21 protein-coding genes are annotated in these 23,719 nt (G+C 67.8%); 13 read left to right on the plus strand and 8 right to left on the minus strand.

Annotated elements, in window-relative coordinates:
- Positions 1-28: 28 nt before the first annotated feature.
- On the minus strand, positions 29-775 hold the full coding sequence (locus DMH01_RS27405) for a trypsin-like serine protease (RefSeq protein WP_125680084.1): 747 nt from the start codon (positions 773-775) through the stop codon (positions 29-31).
- Positions 776-938: 163 nt separating this feature from the next.
- Here DMH01_RS27405 and trpS point away from each other — a divergent pair, with 163 nt between their 5' ends.
- Both trpS and DMH01_RS27415 read left to right on the plus strand, forming a co-directional pair.
- Positions 939-1,958: a tryptophan--tRNA ligase gene (gene trpS, locus DMH01_RS27410; protein ID WP_125680085.1), complete on the plus strand. Its 1,020-nt coding sequence runs from the start codon at positions 939-941 to the stop codon at positions 1,956-1,958.
- Between the two features lie 35 nt (positions 1,959-1,993).
- Positions 1,994-3,022, plus strand: a complete 1,029-nt coding sequence (locus DMH01_RS27415; RefSeq protein WP_125680086.1) for a YhjD/YihY/BrkB family envelope integrity protein — start codon at positions 1,994-1,996, stop codon at positions 3,020-3,022.
- Positions 3,023-3,024: 2 nt separating this feature from the next.
- Here DMH01_RS27415 and DMH01_RS27420 read toward each other — a convergent pair whose 3' ends face one another.
- Positions 3,025-4,263, minus strand: coding sequence for a D-alanyl-D-alanine carboxypeptidase family protein (locus tag DMH01_RS27420; RefSeq protein WP_125680087.1), 1,239 nt, complete (start codon positions 4,261-4,263; stop codon positions 3,025-3,027).
- Positions 4,264-4,306: 43 nt separating this feature from the next.
- Here DMH01_RS27420 and DMH01_RS27425 point away from each other — a divergent pair, with 43 nt between their 5' ends.
- The 3 genes from DMH01_RS27425 (at position 4,307) to DMH01_RS27435 (ending at position 7,413) form a co-directional block, all read left to right on the plus strand.
- Positions 4,307-4,561, plus strand: a complete 255-nt coding sequence (locus DMH01_RS27425; protein WP_125680088.1) for an SCO4848 family membrane protein — start codon at positions 4,307-4,309, stop codon at positions 4,559-4,561.
- 79 nt (positions 4,562-4,640) lie between these two features.
- The gene (locus DMH01_RS27430; RefSeq protein ID WP_125680089.1) at positions 4,641-6,053 is read left to right on the plus strand and encodes a S8 family serine peptidase; all 1,413 of its coding nucleotides are present in this window, start codon (positions 4,641-4,643) and stop codon (positions 6,051-6,053) included.
- Between the two features lie 118 nt (positions 6,054-6,171).
- A complete protein-coding gene (locus DMH01_RS27435; protein WP_233621691.1) occupies positions 6,172-7,413 on the plus strand; it encodes a M14 family zinc carboxypeptidase in 1,242 nt (413 codons plus the stop codon).
- A 71-nt stretch (positions 7,414-7,484) separates the two neighbouring features.
- On the opposite strand, the gene DMH01_RS27440 is transcribed toward DMH01_RS27435, so the two are convergent.
- The 5 genes from DMH01_RS27440 to sdhC all read right to left on the minus strand — a co-directional run bounded on the left by DMH01_RS27440 (position 7,485) and on the right by sdhC (position 12,020).
- Complete coding sequence (locus DMH01_RS27440) at positions 7,485-8,537, minus strand: hypothetical protein (RefSeq protein WP_370323558.1); 1,053 nt, start codon at positions 8,535-8,537, stop codon at positions 7,485-7,487.
- Positions 8,538-8,598: 61 nt separating this feature from the next.
- Positions 8,599-9,369: a succinate dehydrogenase iron-sulfur subunit gene (locus DMH01_RS27445; RefSeq protein ID WP_125680091.1), complete on the minus strand. Its 771-nt coding sequence runs from the start codon at positions 9,367-9,369 to the stop codon at positions 8,599-8,601.
- Positions 9,369-11,123, minus strand: coding sequence for a succinate dehydrogenase flavoprotein subunit (gene sdhA / locus DMH01_RS27450; protein WP_125680092.1), 1,755 nt, complete (start codon positions 11,121-11,123; stop codon positions 9,369-9,371). Before sdhA ends, DMH01_RS27445 begins: the two co-directional genes overlap by 1 nt.
- Before the next feature lie 31 nt (positions 11,124-11,154).
- Positions 11,155-11,574, minus strand: coding sequence for a succinate dehydrogenase hydrophobic membrane anchor subunit (locus DMH01_RS27455; RefSeq protein WP_034304594.1), 420 nt, complete (start codon positions 11,572-11,574; stop codon positions 11,155-11,157).
- Positions 11,575-11,576: 2 nt separating this feature from the next.
- Positions 11,577-12,020 (minus strand): succinate dehydrogenase, cytochrome b556 subunit, encoded by a 444-nt coding sequence (gene sdhC, locus DMH01_RS27460; RefSeq protein WP_091597900.1) that lies wholly within the window; start codon positions 12,018-12,020, stop codon positions 11,577-11,579.
- 541 nt (positions 12,021-12,561) lie between these two features.
- Here sdhC and DMH01_RS27465 point away from each other — a divergent pair.
- From DMH01_RS27465 to DMH01_RS27490, 6 genes are all read left to right on the plus strand, one after another.
- Positions 12,562-13,701 carry a BMP family protein gene (locus DMH01_RS27465; protein ID WP_125680093.1) on the plus strand — a complete coding sequence of 380 codons (1,140 nt, stop codon included), beginning with the start codon at positions 12,562-12,564 and terminating at the stop codon, positions 13,699-13,701.
- Positions 13,702-13,781: 80 nt separating this feature from the next.
- Complete coding sequence (locus tag DMH01_RS27470) at positions 13,782-15,359, plus strand: ABC transporter ATP-binding protein (RefSeq protein ID WP_125680094.1); 1,578 nt, start codon at positions 13,782-13,784, stop codon at positions 15,357-15,359.
- A 43-nt stretch (positions 15,360-15,402) separates the two neighbouring features.
- Positions 15,403-16,500 (plus strand): ABC transporter permease, encoded by a 1,098-nt coding sequence (locus DMH01_RS27475; RefSeq protein WP_034304604.1) that lies wholly within the window; start codon positions 15,403-15,405, stop codon positions 16,498-16,500.
- On the plus strand, positions 16,497-17,771 hold the full coding sequence (locus tag DMH01_RS27480) for an ABC transporter permease (RefSeq protein ID WP_034304608.1): 1,275 nt from the start codon (positions 16,497-16,499) through the stop codon (positions 17,769-17,771). The genes DMH01_RS27475 and DMH01_RS27480 overlap by 4 nt, the downstream gene beginning before the upstream one ends.
- A 1-nt stretch (position 17,772) precedes the next feature.
- A complete protein-coding gene (locus DMH01_RS27485; protein WP_125680095.1) occupies positions 17,773-18,162 on the plus strand; it encodes a cytidine deaminase in 390 nt (129 codons plus the stop codon).
- Complete coding sequence (locus tag DMH01_RS27490; protein WP_125680096.1) at positions 18,159-19,439, plus strand: thymidine phosphorylase; 1,281 nt, start codon at positions 18,159-18,161, stop codon at positions 19,437-19,439. The genes DMH01_RS27485 and DMH01_RS27490 overlap by 4 nt, the downstream gene beginning before the upstream one ends.
- A gap of 462 nt (positions 19,440-19,901) precedes the next feature.
- Here DMH01_RS27490 and DMH01_RS27495 read toward each other — a convergent pair whose 3' ends face one another.
- On the minus strand, positions 19,902-20,990 hold the full coding sequence (locus DMH01_RS27495) for a PA containing protein (protein ID WP_125680097.1): 1,089 nt from the start codon (positions 20,988-20,990) through the stop codon (positions 19,902-19,904).
- A gap of 210 nt (positions 20,991-21,200) precedes the next feature.
- Between DMH01_RS27495 and DMH01_RS27500 the strand changes: the two genes are divergently transcribed.
- Both DMH01_RS27500 and DMH01_RS27505 read left to right on the plus strand, forming a co-directional pair.
- Positions 21,201-22,310, plus strand: a complete 1,110-nt coding sequence (locus DMH01_RS27500; protein ID WP_125680098.1) for an adenosine deaminase — start codon at positions 21,201-21,203, stop codon at positions 22,308-22,310.
- Positions 22,311-22,366: 56 nt separating this feature from the next.
- Positions 22,367-23,575, plus strand: a complete 1,209-nt coding sequence (locus DMH01_RS27505) for an MFS transporter (protein ID WP_125680415.1) — start codon at positions 22,367-22,369, stop codon at positions 23,573-23,575.
- Positions 23,576-23,719 lie beyond the last annotated feature (144 nt).

Genomic DNA, 23,719 nt, shown 5'->3' on the forward strand with positions numbered 1-23,719 from the left:
GGGACGGTGGGGCGACGCGGGGCCCGGATCAGACGCCGGAGTTGGTGCGGATCCAGCTGCGGAAGTAGGGGACGTCCACGTAGATCGACGGCCCGGTCGCGCAGGTGCTGCTGTTGTTCCCGGCGCGGCTGGTCGCGCCGACCAGCTGCCAGACACCGCTGACCTGCTTGACCTGCGGGCCGCCCGAGTCGCCGTAGCAGGCACCCGAGTTGCCGTTGGGGTTGTTGGTGCAGATCTCGCTGGCGCCGCTGATACCGCTGCACCGGGTGTCGGCGACGATCGAGGTGTTCAGCTCCTGGAGGTTGATCGGGGCGCCACAACCACCGCGGACGGGGCAGGTCTGGCCCCAGCCGATGATCCGCGTCGCGGTGCCAACGGCCCCGGACGAAGCGGCGATCGTGACCGGCGCCTGCGACACCGCCGTCGAGAGACGCAGCAGCGCCAGGTCGGCGCTCGGGTGGGCGATGCGCTGGGCCACGCGGGCGACGGTGCCGCCGCTGGTGCGGTTCGTGGTGCCGACACGCACCTGGTACGGCGTGCCACAGTGCGCCGCGGTGACCACCCAGGTCGAGCTGATCAGTGAGCCACCACACTGGTGGCCGCCGGAGCTCGACTGCTGGGACACCATGAACGAGTAGACCTGGGTCGCGTTACCGCCGCCGACGATGTTCGGCTGGACGCCTCCGGTGGGCTCGGCCGCCGCCGCGACGCCGGAAAGCGAGAAGACGGCCGCGGCCGCCATGGCCAAGCCCATCAGTAGGGATCGTGCCTTCATCTGGGTTCTCCTTCGGTGTGGCCGGAAGATCCGGTGCCTTGAACGCTAGGAATCGGGCACCGCGCCCAGAACCGTCGGAAGTATGTGGCGTTTAACCGTTTAGACCGTTCGGCCGGGGCGAGGCCGGATGACCCGCCGCGGCGTGGCCTGAGAGAATCCGGGCGTGTCCGACGAACAGAAGCGCCCGCGCGTGCTCTCCGGGATCCAGCCGACCGCCGACTCGTTCCACCTCGGCAACTACCTGGGCGCGCTGCGGCAGTGGGTTCGGCTGCAGGACACCCACGACACCTTCTACATGGTCGTCGACCTGCACGCGATCACCGTCGAGCAGGATCCGAAGGTGCTGCGCGATCGCACGCGCCGCTCGGCCGCGCAGCTGCTCGCGCTCGGGGTCGACCCGGCCCGCAGCGCGCTGTTCGTCCAGAGCCACGTGCCCGAGCACGCCCAGCTGGGCTGGGTGCTGGAGTGCCAGACCGGCTTCGGCGAAGCGAGCCGGATGACGCAGTTCAAGGACAAGGCCGCGAAGCAGGGCACCGATCGCGCCAGTGTCGGCCTGTTCACGTACCCGGTCCTGCAGGCCGCCGACATCCTGCTGTACCAGGCGAACGAGGTCCCCGTCGGCGAGGACCAGCGGCAGCACCTGGAGCTGACGCGCAACCTCGCGCAGCGGTTCAACAACCGCTTCGGCAAGACGTTCACCGTGCCGGAGCCGCATATCGTCAAGGACACGGCGAAGATCTACGACCTGCAGGACCCGACCGCGAAGATGAGCAAGTCCTCGTCGACCGGCAACGGCCTCATCGAACTGCTCGAAGACCCGAAGAAGTCGGCGAAGAAGGTGCGCTCGGCGGTCACGGACACCGGCCGCGAGATCGTCTTCGACGCCGAGAACAAGCCGGGCGTTTCGAACCTGCTGACGATCCTCTCCGCGCTGACCGACCAGCCGGTCGCCGAACTGGAGAACTCGTACGAGGGCAAGGGTTACGGCGACCTGAAGAAGGGTGTCGCGGAGGCGTTCGTCGACTGGGTCACGCCGGTGCAGGAGCGCGTCCAGTCCTATCTGGACGACGTCGCCGAGCTCGACAAGGCGTTGGCGCTCGGTGCGCAACGGGCCAGGGAAGTCGCTTCGGTGACGTTGCGGAACGTCTACGAGAACATCGGGTTCCTTCCCCCGGCGGGCTGATTCGCGCTGCGATGTCGTCGCCGTGTGGTTAGCGTTTGACGGTGGCGAATGATGACGGCGCGAAGCCGGAACAGGACAAGCTGTTACCGCGCCTGAGGCGGAAGTACGGCTGGCTCGATCACCTCATCCGGGCGAACGACGCCTTCACCGAGCGCTACGGCAATCACTACGCCGCCGCCATCACCTACTTCAGCGTGCTGTCGGTGATCCCGATCTTGATGGTCGCCTTCGCGATCATCAAGATCGTGCTCGCCGGCGACCAGGTGGTGACGAACCAGCTCGTCGACGGCATCAAGAAGTCGGTCCCGGAAGGGCTGAGCGACCTCGTCGGCAGCATCATCAAGGCGGCGCTGGACTCCGGCGGCGGTATCGGGGTGTTCGGCCTCCTGCTCGCCCTGTACTCGGGCATCGGCTGGATGTCGAACCTGCGTGACGCGCTGACCGCCCAATGGGGTCAGGAAAAGCAGAAGCTCCCGCTGGTGTCGACCACCATCAAGGACCTGCTGTCCCTCGTCGGGCTCGGCGTCGCGCTGGTGATCTCGTTCGGCCTCACCGCCGCGGGCAGTGGCGTCGGGCGGTTCCTGCTCGAACTGGTCGGCCTCGAGAACCAGGGCTGGGCCGTGTTCCTGTTGAAGGTCGCGACGATCCTGCTCGGCCTGCTCGCGAACACCCTGGTCTTCCTGTGGGTCATCGCGAGGCTTCCTCGTGAGCACGTCGCGCTGCGCAGCGCGGTCAAGGGCGCGATCTTCGCCGCGGTCGGTTTCATCGTGCTCCAGCAGGCCGCGACCGTTTACCTCGGCAGTGTCACGAAATCTCCGGCGTTCACGTTGTTCGGCCCGGTGATCGGCCTGCTCGTGTTCGCGAACCTCGTCTCGCGGTTCCTGCTGTTCGTCACCGCGTGGACGGCGACGGCGAAGGAGAACCTGAAGACGGTCATCGAGCCGCCCGCCCCGGTGCTGATCCACCCGAGGGTGACCGTTCAGCAGGGGCCGGGGCTCGGCGCCGTCGGCGGGGCTTTCGCGACCGGCGCGCTGCTGGGCTGGTTCGGCCGTCGCAGGTCCTGACGTTATTCGCCGGCCATGGCCTTCTTGCGCTGGTGGCCGACGACGAACGACGCCACGATGATCAGGAAGACGACCAGCGTGATGATCCAGCCCGTCACGCCGAACGGGTCTTCGGCCGCGGCCGCGGCTCCGCTGTTCGACGCGCCGTCGGCGTCCGGCGCGGCGTTGGCCGGGTCCGCGTTCACCGCTTCCGGTGACCGGTATTCGATGCGCCCCACCGATTCGGCCTTGGACTCGCGCAGCGCGATGCCGTAATCGAGGAGCTTCGCGGCCTGTTCGGTGACCCGGGTCGGGCGCTGCTCGGCGCGCAGCATCACGACCCCGACGCGATGCCCGTTCTTGACCGCGCTGCCGGCGTAGGTGTGGCGCGCGTCGTCGGTGAAGCCGGTCTTCCCGCCGGTGAACCCGGGATAGCTGCCGAGGAGTTTGTTGTCGTTGTAGATCGTGACGACCGGTTTCCCCGCGGTGGCCGGGACTTCGAAGCTCTTGGTCTTGACCACCTTGGCGAATTCGGCGTTCTTCATCGCGTAGTGGAAGATCAGGCTCATGTCGTAGGCGGAGGTCGACATGCCGGGGCCGTCGAGCCCGGACGGTGTCGCGGCCCGGGTGTCCGTGGTGCCGATGCGGGTGGCCAGCGCGTTCATCTTCGCCAGCGTCGCGTCCAGGCCGCCGAGCACGGTGGAGAGCGCGTGCGCCGCGTCGTTGCCCGAGTGCATCAGCAGTCCGTGCAGCAGCTGGTCCACTGTGTACTGACCGCCCGCGCCGATGCCCATGCAGGTGCACTCCTGCTCGGCGTCCTCCTTGGTCGGCACGACGATCTTGGCCGGCGGGAGTTCGGTGACCACGACCAGCCCGAGCAGGACCTTGATCAGCGACGCCGGCCGCTGACGGGCGTGCGGATCCTTCGCCGCGATGACGTCACCGGTGTCGAGATCCTGCAGCACCCACGACGCGGAGGTGTTCCCCTCGGGCGGGTTCAGCGCACGCTTCGGGAGCACGAGCCCGCATTCGGCCATCCGGTCGCCGCCCACCGGAACCGGCGGCACGGGCAGCGGCGCCGGAGCGGCCTCGCCGGGGCGCGGTTTCTCGGAGGTGTCGACGGGCGGGGGAGGCGTCACCTTGTTCGCGCACGGCTGCGCCTGGGCTGGTGGCTTCGGGGCGGCTGTGGCCACCGGCGTCACCGCGAGGGCGAGCACACCGGAAACGAGGACCAGGAGCGACCGGGAGATAGCGCTGTGCACCCGAGCAATGTAGCGTCGCCGGGCCCGCTGCATACTCAGGGGCATGCGCATTTCGCGAGGTACTTCGATGTTCCTGCTGGGTTTCGGCGTGTGGTCGTGGATCATCTGGATCACCTTCGCCAAGAACCTCTGGGACAGTGACCGCGCCTGGACCGCGGACGGCACGCCGACGGCATACTTCATCGTGCACGCGGTGCTGACGGTCGTCTCGTTCGTGCTCGGCACCATCATCGGGCTCATCGGTCTGCGCACGCTTCGTGGCGCCAAGTCACGGGACGCGGAGAAGGCTGACGCCTGATCGGGTTTTGTCGTCCTTTTGACGGTGTTGGCCGGGGTCCGGCTCGCTTACGTTCACTCCACCGAATCATGGAGGTGGAATGTCCCGGATCAGACGCCTGCTCGTCCCCGCGCTCGTCGCGGCGGCGGCGGGAAGTGTGTTCGCGGCCCCGTCGGCGAGCGCCGCGCCCGCACCCCAGTGCGACACCGCTAGCGCGCCGTTCAACTACGTGGTGCTCTACGACCCGCGCACCCCGGAGCGCAAGGTCGACAACGAGCTGCGCGCCAAGTGCGGCGAGAAGGTCGCGTACTACCCGGAGATCGGGGTCGCGGTCGCGACCTCCCGCAACGCCGACTTCCAGGCGAAGATCGGTGTCTTCCGCGCCTACTCGGGCGGCCGTGACGTCGCGTTCCCGCCGGCGGCCTCCACCCGCTCGACCCGCTCCGCCGTGGTCGACACCAAGGAGAACGAAGAGACCACCAGCGTCGCCGTCGAGCAGGACCTGTCGGCCCAGCAGTGGGACATGCGGGCGATCCAGGCTCCCGAGGCGAACAAGATCTCCGGTGGCAGCCGCTCGGTGACGGTCGGCGTGCTGGACTCGGGCATCGAGCCCACCCACCCCGCGCTGAAGGCGGCCATCGACCCGAAGGTGTCGGCAGGCTGCAACAGCGGCGCGCCCGACACCACGCCCGCCGCCTGGGCACCCACGAACTCCGACCACGGCACGCACGTCGCCGGCACGATCGCGGGCAAGGACGCCGCACGCGGCTTCACCGGTGTCGCGCCCGGCGTCAAGCTGGCGTCGGTGAAGGTCGTGAACGACGACGGCCTGATCCTCCCCGAGGCCGCGGTGTGCGGGTTCATGTGGGCGGCGAAGCACCGCTTCCCGGTCACGAACAACAGCTACTACATCGACCCGGGCATGTTCTACTGCTCGAAGGAGCCGGGCGACGCGGCCGCGTACGAGGCCGTCCGCCGCGCGGTGACCTACTCGACCGGACGGGGCGTGCTGAACGTCGCCGCCGCCGGCAACAGCGGTTTCGACCCGGACAAGCAGACCACCGACCCGAACCGCCCGCACCCGATCGACGAGAGCTGCGGCATCCTGCCCAAGGCCATCGACGGCGTCGTCAACGTCTCGGCCATCGGCTACGCGGGCACGAAGTCGTCGTACAGCAACTACGGTGACGACGTTTCGGTCACCGCGCCCGGCGGCGACCGCGCCCAGCTGCCGCCTGAGGGCCAGGGTGTCGGCTGCCCGCTGTCGACCATCTTCAACGGCGGCTACGGCGCCAAGTGCGGCACCTCGATGGCGTCCCCGCACGTCGCCGGTGTCGCCGCGCTGCTGGCGTCCCGGTTCAAGCACGCTCCGCCCGCGGCGCTGAGGTGGCTGCTGGAGCACCAGGCGGACGCGGTTCCGTGCGGCACAGCGGCGCCGGTCTGTGAAGGCCCGGCGAAGGACAACTCGTACTACGGCCACGGCCGCGTCAACGCTCTGGACGCGGTGAAGTAGTTTCGCGCGATCGCCGGGGCCGGTCCACGTTCGTGGGTCGGCCCCGGTTTCGTTTTTCTGGCCCTTCCGACGGTGACCTCGCTACGTTGTGAGCACCTTCGACAGTGGGGAGTTCACGATGTCGTTGTCCGGTCGGTTGGTTCCTGTGGTGGTGGGGCTGGCGATGCTCCCGCTCGTCAGTACGCCCGCGGCTGCGGCTCCGGTGGCTGCTTCGGCGGCGCCCTGCAGCGAGGAGCCGCGGGAGCTGCCCATCAACGAGTTCACCGACTATCGCGAGATGGTGCGGGAACTCGGCAGGCTCGAGCGTGTGAGCAAGGGGCGAGTGGCGGTCAAGGAGGTCGGGCGGTCGAACCGAGGCCGGGTGATCCACCAGGCGACCGTCGGAACCGGGCCGGAGGTCTTCGTGGTCTCCAGCGAGATCCACGGGAACGAGAAGACGGGTACGGACGCGCTCCTGCGCATTCTCGACTACCTCGGCACGTCGGAGTCGCGGGACGCCGAACGGCTGCGGAAGACCATCACCTTCGTCGCGGTGCCGAAACTGAACCCGGACGGCGCCGAACTCGACCGGCGCGGCAACGACCTGTCGTGGGCCGAGGTGCAGCAGAAGTTCCCCCAGCTGAAGGACCGGCCGCCCGCCTGGAACTACCTCAGCGGCGTCCTCCAGGGCGACGACTACCGCAAGCGGCCGGGATTCGACGTCAACCGCGACTTCCACCCCGACCTGAACTACGTCCCGCGCGCGGAGGACTTCCCCGGTGCGTCGGAGCAGCCGGGCTGGTTCATCACGCCCGAAGCGCGGGCGCTGCGTTCGGTGTACGTCGAGCTGACCAAGCAGCGGGGGAAGGTGCCCGACGTCTACGTCGATCTGCACCATCAAGGTGCCTGTGTCCGGCAGGAAGGCAGCAACCGGCTGCTCGACGTCGGCATCGACTACCCGCCGTTGCCCGACAAGTTCTTCGAGTCCGGCCAGAAGTACGCGAAGTACCGCGATGTGTACACAAAGGACGAATCGCGGCAGCTGGCGATCAGCGCGTTCAACGGGATGACGTCGCGTGGCTTCGTGGGTGCGCGGTATCCGCATGCCCCGGACCGCGATCTGCCGGGCCAGGCGCGGTGCTCGTTCGCGCTGAACGGGACGGGGACGGTGCTGTTCGAGGTGCGCGGGCAGACGCAGACGCTCGGGCAGCAGCACCGGGAGCACTTCACGCGCGCGGTGATGGCGGGGCTGTACAACATGCTGCGGGACGTGAGCACCGGCGCTGTCGGGTACATCGACCCGGAGGCTTTCGACCGGCTGCCGGGCACCGCCGACTCTGGTGCCGACCATCACTCGCTGGACGCACGGATCCTTGAGTAGCGGCTGTCCGCAGAAGTACATGATGGTCCCCTTCCTTGCGCTAGGCGCGAGGAAGGGGACCATCATGTACTTCAGGCAGCTGTCGTGAGGTGGATGTCGGGTCGAGGCCTGGCCGCGGCTACGTCGTGCGCGGCAGTGAGATCGGCGAGGACGCCATCGGGGTCGTCTCGTAGTCGGGAGGGCAAGGTTTGCACGACGACCAGACCCGCCGCCGCATAACGTGTATTGCGTTCAACGGTTCGCGCGTAGTCCGACTTGCGGAAATGAAACTCGAAAGAGTCGATCTCCCAAACAAGACCGACGTCCTCCCACAACGCGTCGGGGCGTCCGATGTAGCGCCCTTGCCGGTCGTGGATCGCCGAGTTCCAGTGGGTCGGCGGTGTCGGCATGCGCTGGCTGAGGATCCTGGCGCGGGATTCCGCCATGGACCGGAGATCTACCCAGTTCGTCAGGAGGCGCCTCGGTACAGCGGTACCTCGAAGTGAGCCGTGATCGAGTTCGCGAAGCAGAGCCTTCGGATGGCATCCGCCCTTCTGGACCGCTTCGATCAAGATCGCCTCGACCTGTTCGGCGTCCCCGAGCCGTCGCGCCGTGTCCGTTGTGGCCCGGACCAGCGGCGCCAAGGGAACTTTGTTCCGGACGACCGGTGACGGCAAGTGGATCGTTCGTTCCATCGTCACGAAGCCGGTGCTGCGGATCTTCCGATCATGCGGGATCAGCAGATGCAGACCCGTGTCCGGTGGCATCGCGGATGTACGCAATCCGTGTCGCCGACAGGCTTCGATTCCGGTGAGGACCGCGTCCGCCCCGCCGTGCAGGAGCCCCGCGGTCACGAGCTGCTCGCTCGTGGGTTCGTTGTTGTGCAACAGGATGATGCCCGGGAGCAAACGTTGCCATGGACCACCGGGCAGACAGCGAGTGTAGATCGTCCGGCTGCTCATCTCGAGGCTTTCCAGCTCGGATGCCCGGATGACGCCGTTGCGACTCAGTTCGTGCAGCAGTTCGGGATGCTGAGCCCATCTCCCCCTCTTGGTCATGATGCTCAGCGTGGGCGCGGGGCCGCCTTCCCGCCAGAGTCGATTTGCCGACCTGTGGATAACTGCCCCGTTGTGGATAACTCCCATAGAAGTACATGAAGGCCCCCTTCCTTGCGCTAGGCGCAAGGAAGGGGGCCTTCATGTACTTCTAGACGCGCTTGAAGAGCAAAGCGCGCTTCACTTCCTGAATGGCCTTCGTGACCTGGATGCCGCGCGGGCAGGCATCGGTGCAGTTGAACGTCGTCCGGCAGCGCCAGACACCCTCGGAGTCGTTCAGGATGTCCAGACGCTCTTCGGCGCCTTCGTCACGCGAGTCGAAGATGAACCGGTGCGCGTTGACGATCGCGGCCGGGCCGAAGTACGAGCCGTCGTTCCAGTACACCGGGCACGAGGACGTGCAGCAGGCGCACAGGATGCACTTGGTCGTGTCGTCGAACCGGTCGCGGTCGGCCTGCGACTGGATCCGCTCGCGCGTGGGCTCGTTCCCGTAGGCGATGAGGTACGGCTTCACGGCCTTGTACGCCTCGAAGAACGGGTCCATGTCGACGTAAAGGTCCTTGAGCGTCGTCAGGCCCTTGATCGGCGCGATCGTGATGGTCGTCTTCTTGCCGTCCTGCGACAGCAGGTCCTTCATCAGGACCTTGCACGCCAGCCGGTTGATGCCGTTGATCTGCATCGCGTCGGAACCGCAGACGCCGTGCGCGCACGAGCGCCGGAACGAGAACGTCCCGTCGATGTAGTCCTTCACGTAGAAGAGCAGGTTCAGCAGCCGGTCGGTGCGCTGCGCCGGGACGTCGTAGGACTCCCAGTGCGGCTCGGTGTCGACTTCGGGGTTGAACCGGAGGATCTTCAGCGTGACGGTGATCGGCGTGTGGTCGGAGGACACGGCCTCCGACTTCTCGGGGGTGGCCGTGGTCATCAGTACTTCCGCTCCATCGGTTCGTAGCGGGTGAAGGTCACCGGCTTGTAGTCGAGCCGGACGTCCGCCGTCAGGCCGTCGCCCTGCTTGTAGGCCATGGTGTGCCGCATGAAGTTCGTGTCGTCGCGGTTGGGGTAGTCCTCGCGCGCGTGCCCGCCGCGGGATTCCTTGCGCGCCAGGGCGCCGACGACGAGGACTTCGGCCAGTTCGAGCAGGAAGCCCAGCTCGACGGCCTCGAGGACGTCGGTGTTGTACCGCTTCCCCTTGTCCGTCACGGTGATCCGGCTGTACCGCTCCTTCAGCGCCTGCACGTCGGTCAGCGCCTGCTTGAGCGTGTCCTCCGTGCGGTACACCGAAGCGTGCGAGTCCATCGTCCGCTGCAGCTCGGTGCGGATGTCGGCGACGCGCTCGTCACCGTGCTCCGAGAGCAGCAGCGCGAGCTGGTCCTCGACGAGCTTGGTCGGGTTCTCCGGCAGCTCGATGTGCTCGTGAGCCAGCGCGTACTCGGCGGCGGCGATGCCGGCGCGGCGGCCGAACACGTTGATGTCGAGCAGCGAGTTGGTGCCGAGCCGGTTCGAGCCGTGCACGGACACGCACGCCACCTCACCCGCGGCGTACAGGCCGGGGATGACGTTCTCGTTGTCCCGCAACGCCTCGCCGTGGATGTTGGTCGGGATTCCGCCCATCACGTAGTGGCAGGTCGGGAACACCGGCACCGGTTCGGTGACCGGGTCGACGCCGAGGTAGGTCCGCGAGAACTCCATGATGTCCGGCAGCTTCGCGTTCAGCGTCTCTTCCGGGATGTGCGTGACGTCGAGGACGACGTAGTCCTTGTTCGGTCCGCAACCGCGGCCCTGCAGCACTTCCTGCACCATCGACCGGGCGACGATGTCGCGCGGCGCGAGGTCCTTGATGGTGGGGGCGTAGCGCTCCATGAACCGCTCGCCGTCGGCGTTGCGGAGGATGCCGCCCTCACCGCGCACGGCCTCGGAGATCAGGATGCCGAGCCCGGCCAAGCCTGTCGGGTGGAACTGGAAGAACTCCATGTCCTCCAGCGGCAGGCCCTTGCGGAAGATGATGCCGAGGCCGTCACCGGTGAGGGTGTGCGCGTTCGACGTCGTCTTGAAGATCTTGCCCGCGCCGCCGGTGGCGAACACGATCGACTTCGCCTGGAAGACGTGCAGCTCACCGGTCGCCAGCTCGTAGGCGACGACGCCGGAAGCGGCCGGGTTGCCGTCCTCGTCCGGGGTCAGGACCAGGTCGAGCACGTAGAACTCGTTGAAGAACTCCGTACCGTGCTTGACGCAGTTTTGGTACAGCGTCTGCAGGATCATGTGCCCCGTGCGGTCCGCGGCGTAGCAGGCGCGGCGCACCGCGGCCTTGCCGTGGTCACGGGTGTGCCCGCCGAAACGGCGCTGGTCGATCTTGCCTTCGGGCGTCCGGTTGAACGGGAGGCCCATCTTCTCGAGGTCGAGGACCGCGTCGATGGCTTCCTTCGCCATGATCTCGGCGGCGTCCTGGTCGACCAGGTAGTCGCCGCCCTTGATCGTGTCGAAGGTGTGCCACTCCCAGTTGTCCTCTTCGACGTTCGCCAGCGCGGCGCACATGCCGCCCTGGGCGGCGCCGGTGTGCGAACGCGTCGGGTAGAGCTTGGTGAGGACCGCGGTGCGGGCACGCTGGCCGGATTCGATGGCCGCGCGCATGCCCGCGCCACCTGCTCCGACGATCACCACGTCGTACTTGTGGAACTGCATTGAGAACTCCGCTTACGTGTGTGGTGGGGCGTCAGTTGGCCGAGATGCCGGGATCGAAGGTGAAGATCACCATCGTGCCGACGGCGAGGATCAGCACCATCGAGACGTAGAGCACGATCTTCAGCCAGAACCGGGTGCTGTCCTTGCGGGCGTAGTCGTCGATGATCGTGCGCAGCCCGTTGCCGCCGTGGATCTCGGCGAGCCAGAGCATCGACAGGTCCCAGAACTGCCAGAACGGCGAGGCCCAGCGGCCGGCGACGAAGCCCCAGTTGATGCGGTGCACGCCGCCGTCGAGGATGTTCATGATGAACAGGTGGCCGAGCACCAGCACGATCAGGGCGAGGCCCGAGATGCGCATGAACAGCCAGCTGTAGAGCTCGAAGTTGCTGCGGCGGGCGGCCGGGCGCTTCGGCGAACGCGGCTTGTCGAGTGCGAGAACTTCGGTTGCCATGGTCAGTGCCCCCCGAACATAACTTCGACGGTGCGCTTCATCATGAAGTAGGCACCGGGAATCATCACCACGACCCAGATGGCCAGGATGGTCCAGAGCATCGGCTTCTGGAACTTCGGTCCCTTCTCCCAGAAGTCGACCAGCATGACCCGGATGCCGTTGAGCGCGTGGAACAGCACCGCGCCGACGAGGCCGACCTCGAGGAGGTTGACCAGCGGGGTCTTGTAGGTCTCGATGACCTCGTTGTACGTGTCGGGCGACACGCGCACGAGCGCGGTGTCGAGCACGTGCACGAAAAGGAAGAAGAATGTCAGCACGCCGGTGATGCGGTGCAGCACCCAGGACCACATACCGGGGTCGCCCCGGTAGAAGGTCCCTTGCCGGCGTGAGGCACCCGCCCGATCGCTCGCGGCCGCCTCGGTGGCGGTGCTAGCCGTGGTGGACATCGGTGAACGGCCTCCAACGTCATGGCTTGGGCCCGCTGACCGCTGGTTTCCGCGCCTGCCGCCGGGACGTCCACCTGGGACGGCTCCGGCGACGGTGCCGAGATCATGGTCATCGAGCGTGGATACCAGGGATGCTAGACCCGCACCTCACGGTGGGCTCACCTCCGGGTTCCTCTGTGTGATGGACCAGACATCGGGACCCTTGCCCGATCGGGTGACGCGGGCCGGTAACTCACCGGTTCGTCCACTGTGGACGCGAGAGTCCCGCCGGAGGCTCTGAACGGTGTGTGACGATCTTCGCCGCCTCGCGCGGCCAGTGGGCCGAGCGCTGCCTGCGATTACTCCGTTGCGATCACGGTGAGTACTCCATTCGTCGCGCGTACGACTCATGAGTAAACGTTTGTGTTACGTAGCGTGCCTTTCCTATGGCGGCAAAGCGGCCGTTAGGTACCGTCTCCCGGTCGAACCCGGCAGTGTCGCCGGGTCGCTTTCTTCGGACCATCCGCTGGATCAGCGGGGAGGGAGACACACGTTGCGTCGCATGCGTGGAACCGCGCTGGCCGCCGCCGCCATGGCCGGTGCTCTGGTACTGGCCGGATGCGCGAAGGATTCAGGTGCGGGGAACAACAACAACGCCGGCTCTGGGGACCAGTCCGCCAGCTGCGTGACGGCGCCGAAGCCGCCCGCCGCGCCTGCCGCGTCGAGCAGCACCGCGCAGTCGACCGAGAAGGTCGACGGCAGCAAGCTCAAGGTCGCGCTGGCCTTCGACGTCGGCGGCCGCGGCGACGCGTCGTTCAACGACTCCGCCGCCGCCGGCACCGACAAGGCGAAGGCCGAACTCGGCGTCACCACGGTCACCGAAAGCACCGCCGCCGCGACCGAGGACGAGGCCGCCAAGTCGCAGCGTCTCGACCAGCTCGCCACGCAGGGCTTCAGCCCGATCATCGCGGTCGGCTTCGCCTACGCCAAGGCCGTCGGCGCCATCGCGCCGAAGTACCCGAACACCCAGTTCGCGATCGTCGACGACGACTCCGTCAAGGCCCCGAACGTCACCTCGCTCGTCTTCGCCGAGGAGCAGGGCTCGTTCCTGGCCGGTGTCGCCGCCGCCTACAAGTCGAAGAAGTGCCACGTCGGCTTCGTCGGTGGGGTGAACACGCCGCTGATCCAGAAGTTCGAGGCCGGCTTCCTTCAGGGTGTGAAGGCCGCTTCGAGCAAGGCCAAGATCGAGGACGAGTACCTCACCCCGGCCGGTGACTTCTCCGGGTTCCAGGACCCGGCGAAGGGCAACGTGAAGGCCGCCGCGCAGATCGCCAAGGGCGCGGACGTGATCTACCACGCCGCCGGCGCCTCCGGTAAGGGCGTGTTCGAGGCCGCGAAGTCCAACAACGCCATGGCCATCGGCGTCGACTCCGACCAGTACAACCAGAAGACGGTCGAGGCTTCGAAGGACGTCATCATCACCTCGATGCTCAAGCGCGTCGACGTGGCGGTGTTCGACTACCTGCGCGCGCTGGCGAAGGGCGACCTGACGTCGCTGCCGAAGCGGTTCGACCTCAAGGTCGACGGCATCGGCTACGCCACCTCCGGCGGCAAGGTCGACGACATCAAGGACGTCCTCGACGGGTACAAGGCGCAGATCGTCTCCGGGGCGATCACCGTCTCGGACAAGCCGCAGAAGTAAGCTCGACCAGGCAGCGGGGCTCGGGAGGGTAACCCCTTCCGAGCCCCAACCTGTTTACCCCAGAACTGGATGGCTTTTCCATGAGCGCTCCCCAGGCCGAGGTCACCGACGCCCCCGACCGGGGTGAACCGGCCGTGCAGCTGACCGGGATCACGAAGCGGTTCCCCGGTGTCGTCGCCAACTCCGACGTCAACCTCACCGTCACCAAGGGCGAGGTGCACGCCGTCTGCGGCGAGAACGGCGCGGGCAAATCGACCCTGATGAAGATCCTCTACGGCATGCAGCAGCCGGACGAGGGCGGCATCGCGATCAACGGCGAACCGGTGAAACTGCGCAACCCGCAGGACGCCATCAAGGCCGGCATCGGGATGGTCCACCAGCACTTCATGCTGGCCGACAACCTGACCGTCGGGGAGAACGTCTTCCTCGGCGCGGAGAACCTGCACGGCATCGGCCGCGCGGCGAGGGCGAAGCTGGCCGAGCTGGCCGAACGCGTCGGCCTGCACGCCCGCCCGGACGCGCTGCTGGAAGAGCTCGGCGTCGCCGACCGCCAGCGCGTGGAGATCGTCAAGGTCCTCTACCGCGGCGCCCGGATCATCATCCTCGACGAGCCCACCGCGGTGCTCGTGCCGCAGGAGGTCGACGCGCTGTTCGAGACCGTGCGCGCCATGCAAAAGGACGGCTTCACCTTCATCTTCATCTCGCACAAGCTCGACGAGGTGCGCGCGATCGCCGACACGGTCACCGTGATCCGCCGCGGCACCACCGTCGGCACGGCCGACCCGAAGACGATCACCTCACGGCAGCTGGCCGAGATGATGGTCGGCTCGGAGCTCCCCAGCCCGGAGACCCGTGAGTCCACGGTGACCGATCGGCCCGTCCTCCGCCTGGACGACGTCTGCCTGAGCGTCGAGGGTTCCGAGCGCAACGTGCTCGACCACATCTCCTTCACCGTGCACGCGGGTGAAGTGCTCGGGATCGCCGGCGTCGAGGGCAACGGCCAGACCGAACTCGTCGAGACGATCATGGGCATGCGCAAGGGCGGCGGCCGGATCGAACTGACCGAGGTCGACGGCCGGGTCGTCGAACTGCACAAACTGGGGACGCTCGCCCGCCGCGAGGCCGGGATCGGCTACATCGCCGAAGACCGCACGCGGCACAGCCTCCTGCTCACGCAACCCTTGTGGGTCAACCGGATCCTCGGTTACCAGACCCGCGAGCCGGTCGCGAAAGGACAGTTGCTCGACATCGTCGGCGCGCGTGAGGACACCCGCCGCATCGTCGCGCAGTACGACGTCCGCACGCCGGGCATCGACGTCCCCGCAGCCGCGCTTTCCGGTGGTAACCAGCAGAAGCTGATCGTGGGGCGTGAGCTCTCCGGAGATCCGGTGCTGTTGATCGCTTCGCATCCGACGCGTGGCGTCGACGTCGGCGCGCAGGCGCTGATCTGGGAGCAGATCCGCCTGGCGCGCGCGGCCGGGCTGGCCGTGCTGCTGGTTTCGGCGGACCTCGACGAGCTGATCGGGCTTTCCGACACCATCCAGGTCATGCTGCGCGGACGACTGGTCGGCGAGGCCGACCCCGCGACCGTGACCCCGCAGGAACTGGGCTCCGCGATGACCGGAGCCTCCGAAGACACTGAGGATGGTGTGGCGTGAAAAGGTTCGCTATTTGCGGCACTCATGGCTTTGGAGGCACAGCGTGAGTAGCTGGCGTACGAGGCTGCTGCCGCCTCTGCTCGCGATCGTTTTCGCGGTCATCCTGACGGCCATCGCGCTGATCATCTCGGGTGCCGACCCGCTCCAGGCCTACGGCACGATGATCGGCCAGCTCTTCAAGGGCTCGACCGCCGTCGACACGGTGAACCTCGCGACGGTCTACTACCTGTCCGGGCTCGCGGTGGCCATCGGCTTCCAGATGAACCTCTTCAACATCGGTGTCGAGGGCCAGTACCGGTTCGCCGCCATCGTCACCGCCATCATCGGCGGGGCGCTGCAGCTGCCGCCGGTGATCCACGTGCTGGCGATCCTGGTCGTCGCGGTGCTCAGCGGCATGCTGTACGCGGCCATCCCGGCCGTGCTGAAGGTGACCCGGGGCGTTTCCGAGGTCATCTCGACGATCATGCTGAACGCGATCGTCGGCGGCATCGTGGCGTTCCTGGTCAACGCGGACCAGTTCGGCGTGCAGACCGGCAACAACATCGCCACCCGTGAGATCGCCGAGACGGGCCGGATCCCGGGGATCCCGATCCTTTCGGGTGAGCTGTTCGGCTTCGTGTTCATCGCGGCGCTGATCGGCGGGGCCTACTGGTTCATGCTCAACCGGACCCGGTTCGGGTTCGAGCTGAAGGCCTCCGGCGAATCGACCACGGCGGCCGCCGCCGGTGGTGTGAACGCCAAGAAGATGACGCTGATCGCGATGCTGCTTTCCGGCGGTGTCGCCGGTCTGGTCGCGATGCCGGAACTGCTCGGCCGCGACTTCAGCTACGGCATCACTTCGACCCAGATGTACGGCTTCACCGGTATCGCGGTCGCGCTGCTCGGGCGCAACCACCCGGCCGGGATCGCGCTGGGCGCCCTGCTTTGGGCGTTCCTCGACCGGTCCGCCGTTTCGCTGGAACAGATCAACGTGTCCAAAGAGATCGCCACGATCATGCAGGGCGTGATCGTGCTGTCGGTCGTCATCGCGTACGAGATCGTGCGCCGCGCGGACCTGGCCGCCGAACAGCGTCGCGTCGGTCGCGCGCTGGCAGGCAACGGCCGCAAGGGTTCCAGCGTGTCCGAGGGAGGTGCGGTGTGACCACCGCGGACGTTCTTTCACCCAACACGGGCGGGACCACCATGCCGGTGAAACCGCCGAAGCGCCGTATCCCCGGCTGGCTCAAGGGCGCCATCTGGGGACTGCTGGCGGTCGGCGTGCTCGCGATCGCGTCGTACGCCACCGGCGTCAACACGCTGACCTCGACCAACACCGCGCACACCGCGCTGCGGCTGGCGTTGCCGATCCTGCTCTGCGCGCTCGGCGGCCTCTGGGCCGAACGCGCGGGCGTGATCAACATCGGCCTCGAAGGCATGATGATCCTCGGCACCTGGGGTGCCGCCTGGGGCGCGTACCACGGCGGTGTCTGGGCCGGCCTGATCGCGGCGGTCGTGTTCGGCGCGCTCGGCGGTCTGCTGCACGCCGTCGCGACGGTGACTTTCAACGTCAACCACATCGTCTCGGGTGTGGCGATCAACCTGCTCGGTCTCGGGGTCGCGAAGTACCTGGCGAACCTCGTGTTCACCCCGCTTTCGGGGAACCCGCGCCAGTCTCCGCCGGTTCCGAAGTTCGACACCTATTCGGCGACGTTCCTCTCGGACTGGCTCTCGGATCTGGAGAAGATGCAGCGCGTCTTCATCTCCGACCTCGCCGGCATCCTCAACGGCCTGGTCACCGAGGTCGCGCCGCTGACGATGATCGCGATCGCGCTGGTCCCGATCAGCTACTTCGTGCTGTGGCGGACGCGGTTCGGCCTGCGGCTGCGGTCCTGCGGCGAGAACCCGGTCGCGGCCGAATCCCTCGGCGTGAAGGTCTACCTGCACAAGTACATCGCCATGATCATCTCCGGCGGGCTCGCCGGAATGGGTGGCGCGTCGCTCGTGCTGCTCGCCGGCGGTGCGGACTACCTGGAGAACCAGACCAACAACCGCGGGTACATCGGCCTCGCGGCGATGATCTTCGGCAACTGGCGGCCGGGCGGCCTGCTCGGTGGCGCGGCGCTGTTCGGTTACGCGGACGGCCTCCAGCTCGCCGGTGGCGGCACCGCGGTGCTCGCGCTGCTGTACGGCGCGGTGATCCTGCTGGCCGTGATCGTGGCGGTGCAGTTGTTCCGTCGTCAGTGGATCGCTTCCGCGCTCGGTGTCGTCGGCGCCGTCGCGCTGTACGCGATCTACTGGACCAACGACGACCTGCCCAGCGACCTCATCCCGTACACCGCGCACTTCGTGACGCTGATCGTGCTGGCGGTGGCTTCGCAGCGGCTGCGGCCGCCCAAGGCGATCGGCGCCACCTATCGGCGAGGTGAGGACTGACATGGTGGAGTACGACTGGGAAGCCTTGCGGGCCAAGGCCGTCGAGGCGGCGAAGTCGGCGTACGCGCCGTACTCGGGCCTGCACGTCGGCGTCGCGGGTGTGGTGGACGACGGCCGGATCGTCGTCGGCTGCAACGTCGAAAACGCTTCGTACGGGTTGGGAATGTGCGCGGAATGCACGATGGCGGGCCAGCTGCGGCTGACCGGCGGCGGCAAACTCGTCGCCGTCGCCTGCCGCAGCGGCGCCGGTGACCTGCTGATGCCGTGCGGGCGCTGCCGTCAGATCCTGTTCGAGCACGGCGGTTCCGACTGCCTGGTGGACACCCCGAGCGGCATCCTGCCGATGTCCGCGGTGCTGCCGGACGCGTTCGGGCCGGACGACCTGCCGTGAGCGCGTTCGCCGCCGTCGACGTCATCCGCGCGAAGCGGGACGGCGGACGGCTCACCGACGAGCAGATCGACTGGACGATCGACGCGTACACGCGCGGCGACATCGCCGAGGAACAGATGGCCGCGCTCGCGATGGCCATCTTCCTGCGGGGGATGGACTCCGGCGAGATCGCGCGCTGGACCGGCGCGATGATCTCGTCGGGGGAGCGGCTCGACCTGAAGGTCAGCCGTCCGACCATCGACAAGCATTCGACCGGCGGCGTCGGCGACAAGATCACGCTCCCGCTGGCGCCGCTCGTCGCGGCCTGCGGGGCGGCCGTGCCGCAGTTGTCCGGGCGCGGGCTTGGGCACACCGGCGGGACGCTCGACAAACTGGAGTCGATTCCGGGTTGGCGTGCCTCTTTGTCGACATCGGAGATCATCCGGCAGCTCGACGAGGTCGGCGCGGTGGTCTGCGCGGCGACGTCCGGGCTGGCTCCGGCGGACAAGAAGCTGTACGCGCTGCGGGACGTGACTTCGACGGTGGAGTCGATCCCGCTGATCGCGAGCTCGATCATGAGCAAGAAGATCGCCGAAGGTTCCGCCGGGCTCGTCCTCGACGTGAAGACCGGCTCGGGCGCGTTCATGAAGACGCTTCCGCAGGCCCGTGAACTCGCGCGGACGCTGGTGGAGATCGGGACCGCGCACGGCGTCGCGACCACGGCGCTGATCACGGACATGAACGTCCCGCTGGGGCATGCCGTCGGCAACGCGATCGAGGTCGCGGAGTCGGTCGAGGTGCTGCGCGGCGGCGGCCCGGCCGACGTCGTCGAGCTGACCGTGGCTTTGGCCAGGGAGATGCTGGCGCTGGCGGGATTGTCCGATGTGGACCCTTCCGCGGTACTCGCGTCGGGCCGGGCTTACGAGACGTGGTGCCGGATGATCGCCGCGCAGGGCGGGGATCCGGACGCTCCTTTGCCGCGACCCAAGCACGTCCACGTGGTTTCGGCGCCTTCGGACGGCGTCTTGTCGTCTCTGGACGCTTACTCGGTCGGGGTCGCCGCTTGGCGGCTCGGGGCGGGGCGGGCGCGCAAGGAGGACCCGGTGCAGGCCGCGGCCGGCGTGCTGTGCCTGGCGAAGCCGGGCGACGCGGTTTCGGCCGGGCAGCCGCTGCTGGAGCTGCACACCGATACGCCGGACGCTGTTCCTTCGGCTCTCGCTGCGCTCGAAGACGCCTACGCCGTCTCCTCGGAGGCCCCGGCCTCCGCTCCGCTCGTCCTGGAGACCGTGCGGCCCTGACCTGCGTTTAGCCCCCTAGTCGCGATCCGGCGGGGCCGAAGTACATGAAGGCCCCCTTCCTTGCGCCTAGCTACAGGAAGGGGGCCTTCATGTACTGCGGCTCGGCGCGGTGCGTCCCGACCTGCGTTTAGCGGGCTAATCGCGATCTGTGTGGCGGGGAGGGACGCCCGGGCGCCCGCACCCTGGCCCGGCGCGTTGCGAAAGCCACTTTCGCAACCTTCAACGTTGCGAAAGTGGCTTTCGCAACGTCAGGGCCCCTGCGGATCGCGATTAGGGGGCTAAACGCAGGTCGGCGGCGGATCGCGATAAGCCCGCTGAACGCAGGTCGGCGGTGCGGGGCGGGCGGATCGCGTTTAGCCCGCTAAACGCAGGTCGGTGCGGAGGCGCGAGCCGGAGAAGCGTGAAGGCCCCCGTCCCAGGCGAAGCCGTGGGAAGGGGGCCTTCACGCGCGAAGAGAGAGCGTCAGTCGGTGGTCTCGTCGGTGCCGTCGGCCTTCGCCTTGGCGTCGGCCGCCTTGGGCGCCCGGCCGTTGCGCGAGCTGCGGCGCGGCTGACGCGGGGCGGGCGGCGGCGGGGAGATCTGCTGCACGGCCGGGCCACCGCCGAGCATCAGCTCCGCGAAGGTCGCCATGGCCTCGTCCAGCTGGCCGCCGATACGGCGGACGGACTCGTCGTTGCTCTTGCGCACCAGCGAGTCGACCGAGTCGGTGTCCGGCTGCTTCTGCAGCGTGCTCTCGACCTTCGACAGGCCGGAGCGGATCGAGCCGTCGAGGTCGCCGAGGCGCCCGGTGAAGCCGTCCTCGACCTTGTCGAGCCGCTCGGCCAGGTCGTCCAGCCGCGAGGTGACCTTCTCGAGGCGGTCGCCGAGGCCGTCGAGGCGCTCCGAGGCGTCGATCATCTCGCCGGTCTCGGTCAGCGCCGTCTTCAGCGCCTCGGTGTTCGCGGTGAGGCTTTCCTTGGTGGCCTTGTCGAGGTTCTCGACGCGGGTGCGCAGTTCGCGGTCGACGGTGTCGACGCGGTCCCGCAGGGTGGACTCGGCCTGCTCGACGCGCTCGCGCACCGGGCCGATCACCGACTGCGGCAGCGCGTCGGTCTTCACGTCCTGCTTGTCGAGGTGCGCGCCGAGCTCGTCGAGACGACGGTGGATGTTCTGGAGCTTGTCCTCGAGCCCGTCCATCCGGCCCCCGACGCCTTCCAGGCGCGCGGCCATGCCGTCGAGGCGGCCGTCGAGCTGAGCGAACGGCTTGGCCAGCTTGTCGACGATGCTTTCGACGGCGCGGGTCAGCGCGGCGATCGCGGTGTCCTGCGCTTCGAGCCGCGACATGGTCTCGTCGAGACGTTCGGCGAGCACGCTGGTCTCGGTGCGGTCGGGCATCTCCGAGAGCCGCTTGCGCACCGCGCCGAGCGAGTCGACGGGGGCCAGACGTGCGTAGATGTCGTCGAGCGCGTCGAAGATCTGCTGCTGTTCGCTCTCACGCACTTCGGCCGCGCGCACCAGCATGTTGCGCATCCGGTCGAAGGACGGGGCTGCAATGTGGTTGTCAGTGGTCACTGCGGTGTCCTTCGTGGGCGGGGAAATGGGAGGGACGTGACGTGAAGCTTATCCATTGCGAAATTGCTCTGCGTATGGCCCCCGGGTATCGGACAATGCCGAGCTCTGCCCCTGATGGCCGATTCAGCCCGTGATCGACAAAGCCGAGGGTTAACCAGAGCGTACGAGTTACCACCATGTAGGGGAATGACAGGCTGGTTACCGTTACGTATGTCCTCTGAAAGCAGCAGACCCAGCATCCCGGAGGCGGTACTGGCCCGCGCTCCGAAGGTTCTCCTCCACGACCACCTGGACGGCGGATTGCGGCCCGCCACGGTCGCCGAACTCGCCGAACAGACCGGGTATCAGGCGTTGCCGACCAGCGATCCCGTCGAACTCGGCCGATGGTTCCGCGACGCGGCCGATTCCGGCTCCCTCGTCTCGTACCTTGAGACGTTCGCGCATACGTGCGGCGTCATGCAGACCGAGGAAGCGCTGGTCAGAGTGGCCGCCGAGGCGGTGGAAGACCTCGCGGCCGACGGCGTCGTCTACGCCGAGGTGCGTTATGCCCCCGAACTCTTCGTCGAACGCGGACTGTCACTCGATGCGGTGGTCGAGGCGATACAGGCCGGGTTCGCCGAAGGTGAACGGAGAGTGGCGGCCGACGGCGGCCGGATCCGCGTCGGGACGTTGCTCTGCGCGATGCGCCAGCACGCCAGGGCGCTCGAGATCGCCGGTCTCGCCGTCCGCTACCGCGACGCCGGTGTGGTCGGGTTCGACATCGCCGGGCCGGAAGACGGATTTCCGCCTACCAGAAATCTCGACGCATTCGAGTTCCTGCGGACGAATAATGCGCATTTCACCATTCATGCCGGTGAGGCGTTCGGGCTCGCGTCCATTTGGGAGGCGATTCAGCATTGTGGCGCCGAACGGCTCGGCCACGGCGTGCGCATCGTCGACGACATCAAGACCGACAGCGACGGCACGGTCCATTTGGGACGGTTGGCCGCCTACGTCCGCGACCGGCGCATCCCGCTCGAGATCTGTCCCACGTCCAATGTCCAGACGGGAGCGGCGCGCTCGATCGGCGAACATCCCTTCGGCCTGCTCGCCAGGCTGCGGTTCCGGGTCACCGTCAACACCGACAACCGGCTGATGAGCGGCTGCTCGATGACCAGCGAATTCGCGGCACTGAGCGACGCGTTCGGCTACGGGGTGGCCGATCTCGAGTGGTTCACGATCAATGCGATGAAATCCGCCTTCCTCGATTTCGACCAGCGGCTCGACATCATCAACACGGTCATCAAGCCAGGCTATGCGTCCTTGCGTTCGTTAGCATAGCCAACTATTGTTCACTATGTAGGAGTTAGTTCCCATATAGTGAAACGGTGGCGAAGATGGCGCAGGTCGTGGACGTGAGGATTGGCGGCAAACGACGCTGGCTCATCCTCGCGCTCGGCCTCGCCGCGCAGACCGCGAGCTGTTCGTTCCTTTACGGGATCCCGTTCCTGGTGCCGTCGATGCAGCGCGCGGAGGGGCTCTCGCTCGCCGAAGCGGGGACCGTGGTCGCGGCGCCGAGCCTTGGCCTGTTGTTCACCCTGATCCTGTGGGGTGCGGCCGCGGACCGTTACGGAGAGCGTTTGGTAATGGCCATCGGGCTCGGCGTCTCGGGGTTACTCCTCGTGTACGCGGCCGTCGGTGACCACTCGCTCGTGACCCTCTTTGGGGTGTTCCTGCTCGCCGGCGCGAGCACCGCGTCAGTGAACGCCGCGAGCGGCCGGGCCGTCCTCGGCTGGTTCGGCCCGGCCGAACGCGGCCTCGCGATGGGCATCCGCCAGATGGCCCAGCCGCTCGGGGTGGGCGTCGCGGCCTTCGGGCTCCCGCCGCTCGCGGACCGCTGGGGTTTCCAGGTCTCGCTCCTGCTGCCCGCGCTGACCGCGATCGGTGTCGCGCTCCTGGTCGCCTGGCTCCTGGTCGATCCGCCGCGCCCGGAGGTCGAAGCGGGCAAGACGGAGAAACCGCCGTCGCCGTACCGGAGGCCGGCGTTGTGGCGGGTCCACGGCGCGAGCGCGCTGCTCGTGGTCCCGCAGTTCGCGGTCTCCGCGTTCACCCCCGTGTACCTGGTGACCGTGCACGGCTGGACGGCGGCGTCCGCGGGCTGGTTCGTCGGCGCCGTCCAGATCCTCGGTGCGCTGGGCAGGATCGCGTCGGGGTACTGGTCCGACCGGGCCGGCAGCAGGCTGCGGCCGATGCGTCAGCTGGCGGTCGCGAGCGCCGCGGTGATGCTGCTGGTCGCGCTCGGGGACGCGACGTGGCCGTGGCTGGTGCTGCTCGCGCTCGTCCTGGCCGCGGTGATCACCGTGTCCGACAACGGGCTCGGGTTCACCGCGTCGGCGGAGATGGCCGGGCTCGCGTGGGCGGGGCGGGCGATGGGCACGCAGAACACCGGCCAGAACATCGCCGCGGCACTCACGCCGCCGCTGCTGGGTCTCGTGATCGGTGATTCGCGGTACGCCCTGGCGTTCTGCGTGGCCGCGGTCTTCCCGATGCTCGCCGTGGCAGTCGTGCCCGTCAAGCATGAAAAGGGCCCCTCAGAACGAACCTGAGGGGCCTTCAACGTGACCGGCAGACCGTCTCTCGGAAGCGCGCCAGCGCGACGAGAGACTTCACCTCGCGCGCCCTCTTTCGGGCCGAAGGCCCACGAAAACGCGATGAAGGGGCGCCTCTCCACTCAACTGAACGTTGAAGCG

Source organism: Amycolatopsis sp. WAC 04182 (assembly GCF_003947465.1).
In the GTDB taxonomy this organism is placed as follows: Bacteria; Actinomycetota; Actinomycetes; order Mycobacteriales; family Pseudonocardiaceae; genus Amycolatopsis.

Coding starts and splice junctions, on each gene's coding strand:
- DMH01_RS27405 (WP_125680084.1), bottom strand. CDS start 775: ATGAAGGCACGATCCCTACTGATGGGCTTGGCCATGGCGGCCGCGGCC.
- DMH01_RS27425 (WP_125680088.1), top strand. CDS start 4,307: ATGCGCATTTCGCGAGGTACTTCGATGTTCCTGCTGGGTTTCGGCGTG.
- DMH01_RS27430 (WP_125680089.1), top strand. CDS start 4,641: ATGTCCCGGATCAGACGCCTGCTCGTCCCCGCGCTCGTCGCGGCGGCG.
- DMH01_RS27435 (WP_233621691.1), top strand. CDS start 6,172: ATGTCGTTGTCCGGTCGGTTGGTTCCTGTGGTGGTGGGGCTGGCGATG.
- DMH01_RS27440 (WP_370323558.1), bottom strand. CDS start 8,537: ATGGGAGTTATCCACAACGGGGCAGTTATCCACAGGTCGGCAAATCGA.
- DMH01_RS27445 (WP_125680091.1), bottom strand. CDS start 9,369: ATGACCACGGCCACCCCCGAGAAGTCGGAGGCCGTGTCCTCCGACCAC.
- sdhA (WP_125680092.1), bottom strand. CDS start 11,123: ATGCAGTTCCACAAGTACGACGTGGTGATCGTCGGAGCAGGTGGCGCG.
- DMH01_RS27455 (WP_034304594.1), bottom strand. CDS start 11,574: ATGGCAACCGAAGTTCTCGCACTCGACAAGCCGCGTTCGCCGAAGCGC.
- sdhC (WP_091597900.1), bottom strand. CDS start 12,020: ATGTCCACCACGGCTAGCACCGCCACCGAGGCGGCCGCGAGCGATCGG.
- DMH01_RS27465 (WP_125680093.1), top strand. CDS start 12,562: ATGCGTGGAACCGCGCTGGCCGCCGCCGCCATGGCCGGTGCTCTGGTA.
- DMH01_RS27470 (WP_125680094.1), top strand. CDS start 13,782: ATGAGCGCTCCCCAGGCCGAGGTCACCGACGCCCCCGACCGGGGTGAA.
- DMH01_RS27485 (WP_125680095.1), top strand. CDS start 17,773: ATGGTGGAGTACGACTGGGAAGCCTTGCGGGCCAAGGCCGTCGAGGCG.
- DMH01_RS27500 (WP_125680098.1), top strand. CDS start 21,201: ATGTCCTCTGAAAGCAGCAGACCCAGCATCCCGGAGGCGGTACTGGCC.
- DMH01_RS27505 (WP_125680415.1), top strand. CDS start 22,367: ATGGCGCAGGTCGTGGACGTGAGGATTGGCGGCAAACGACGCTGGCTC.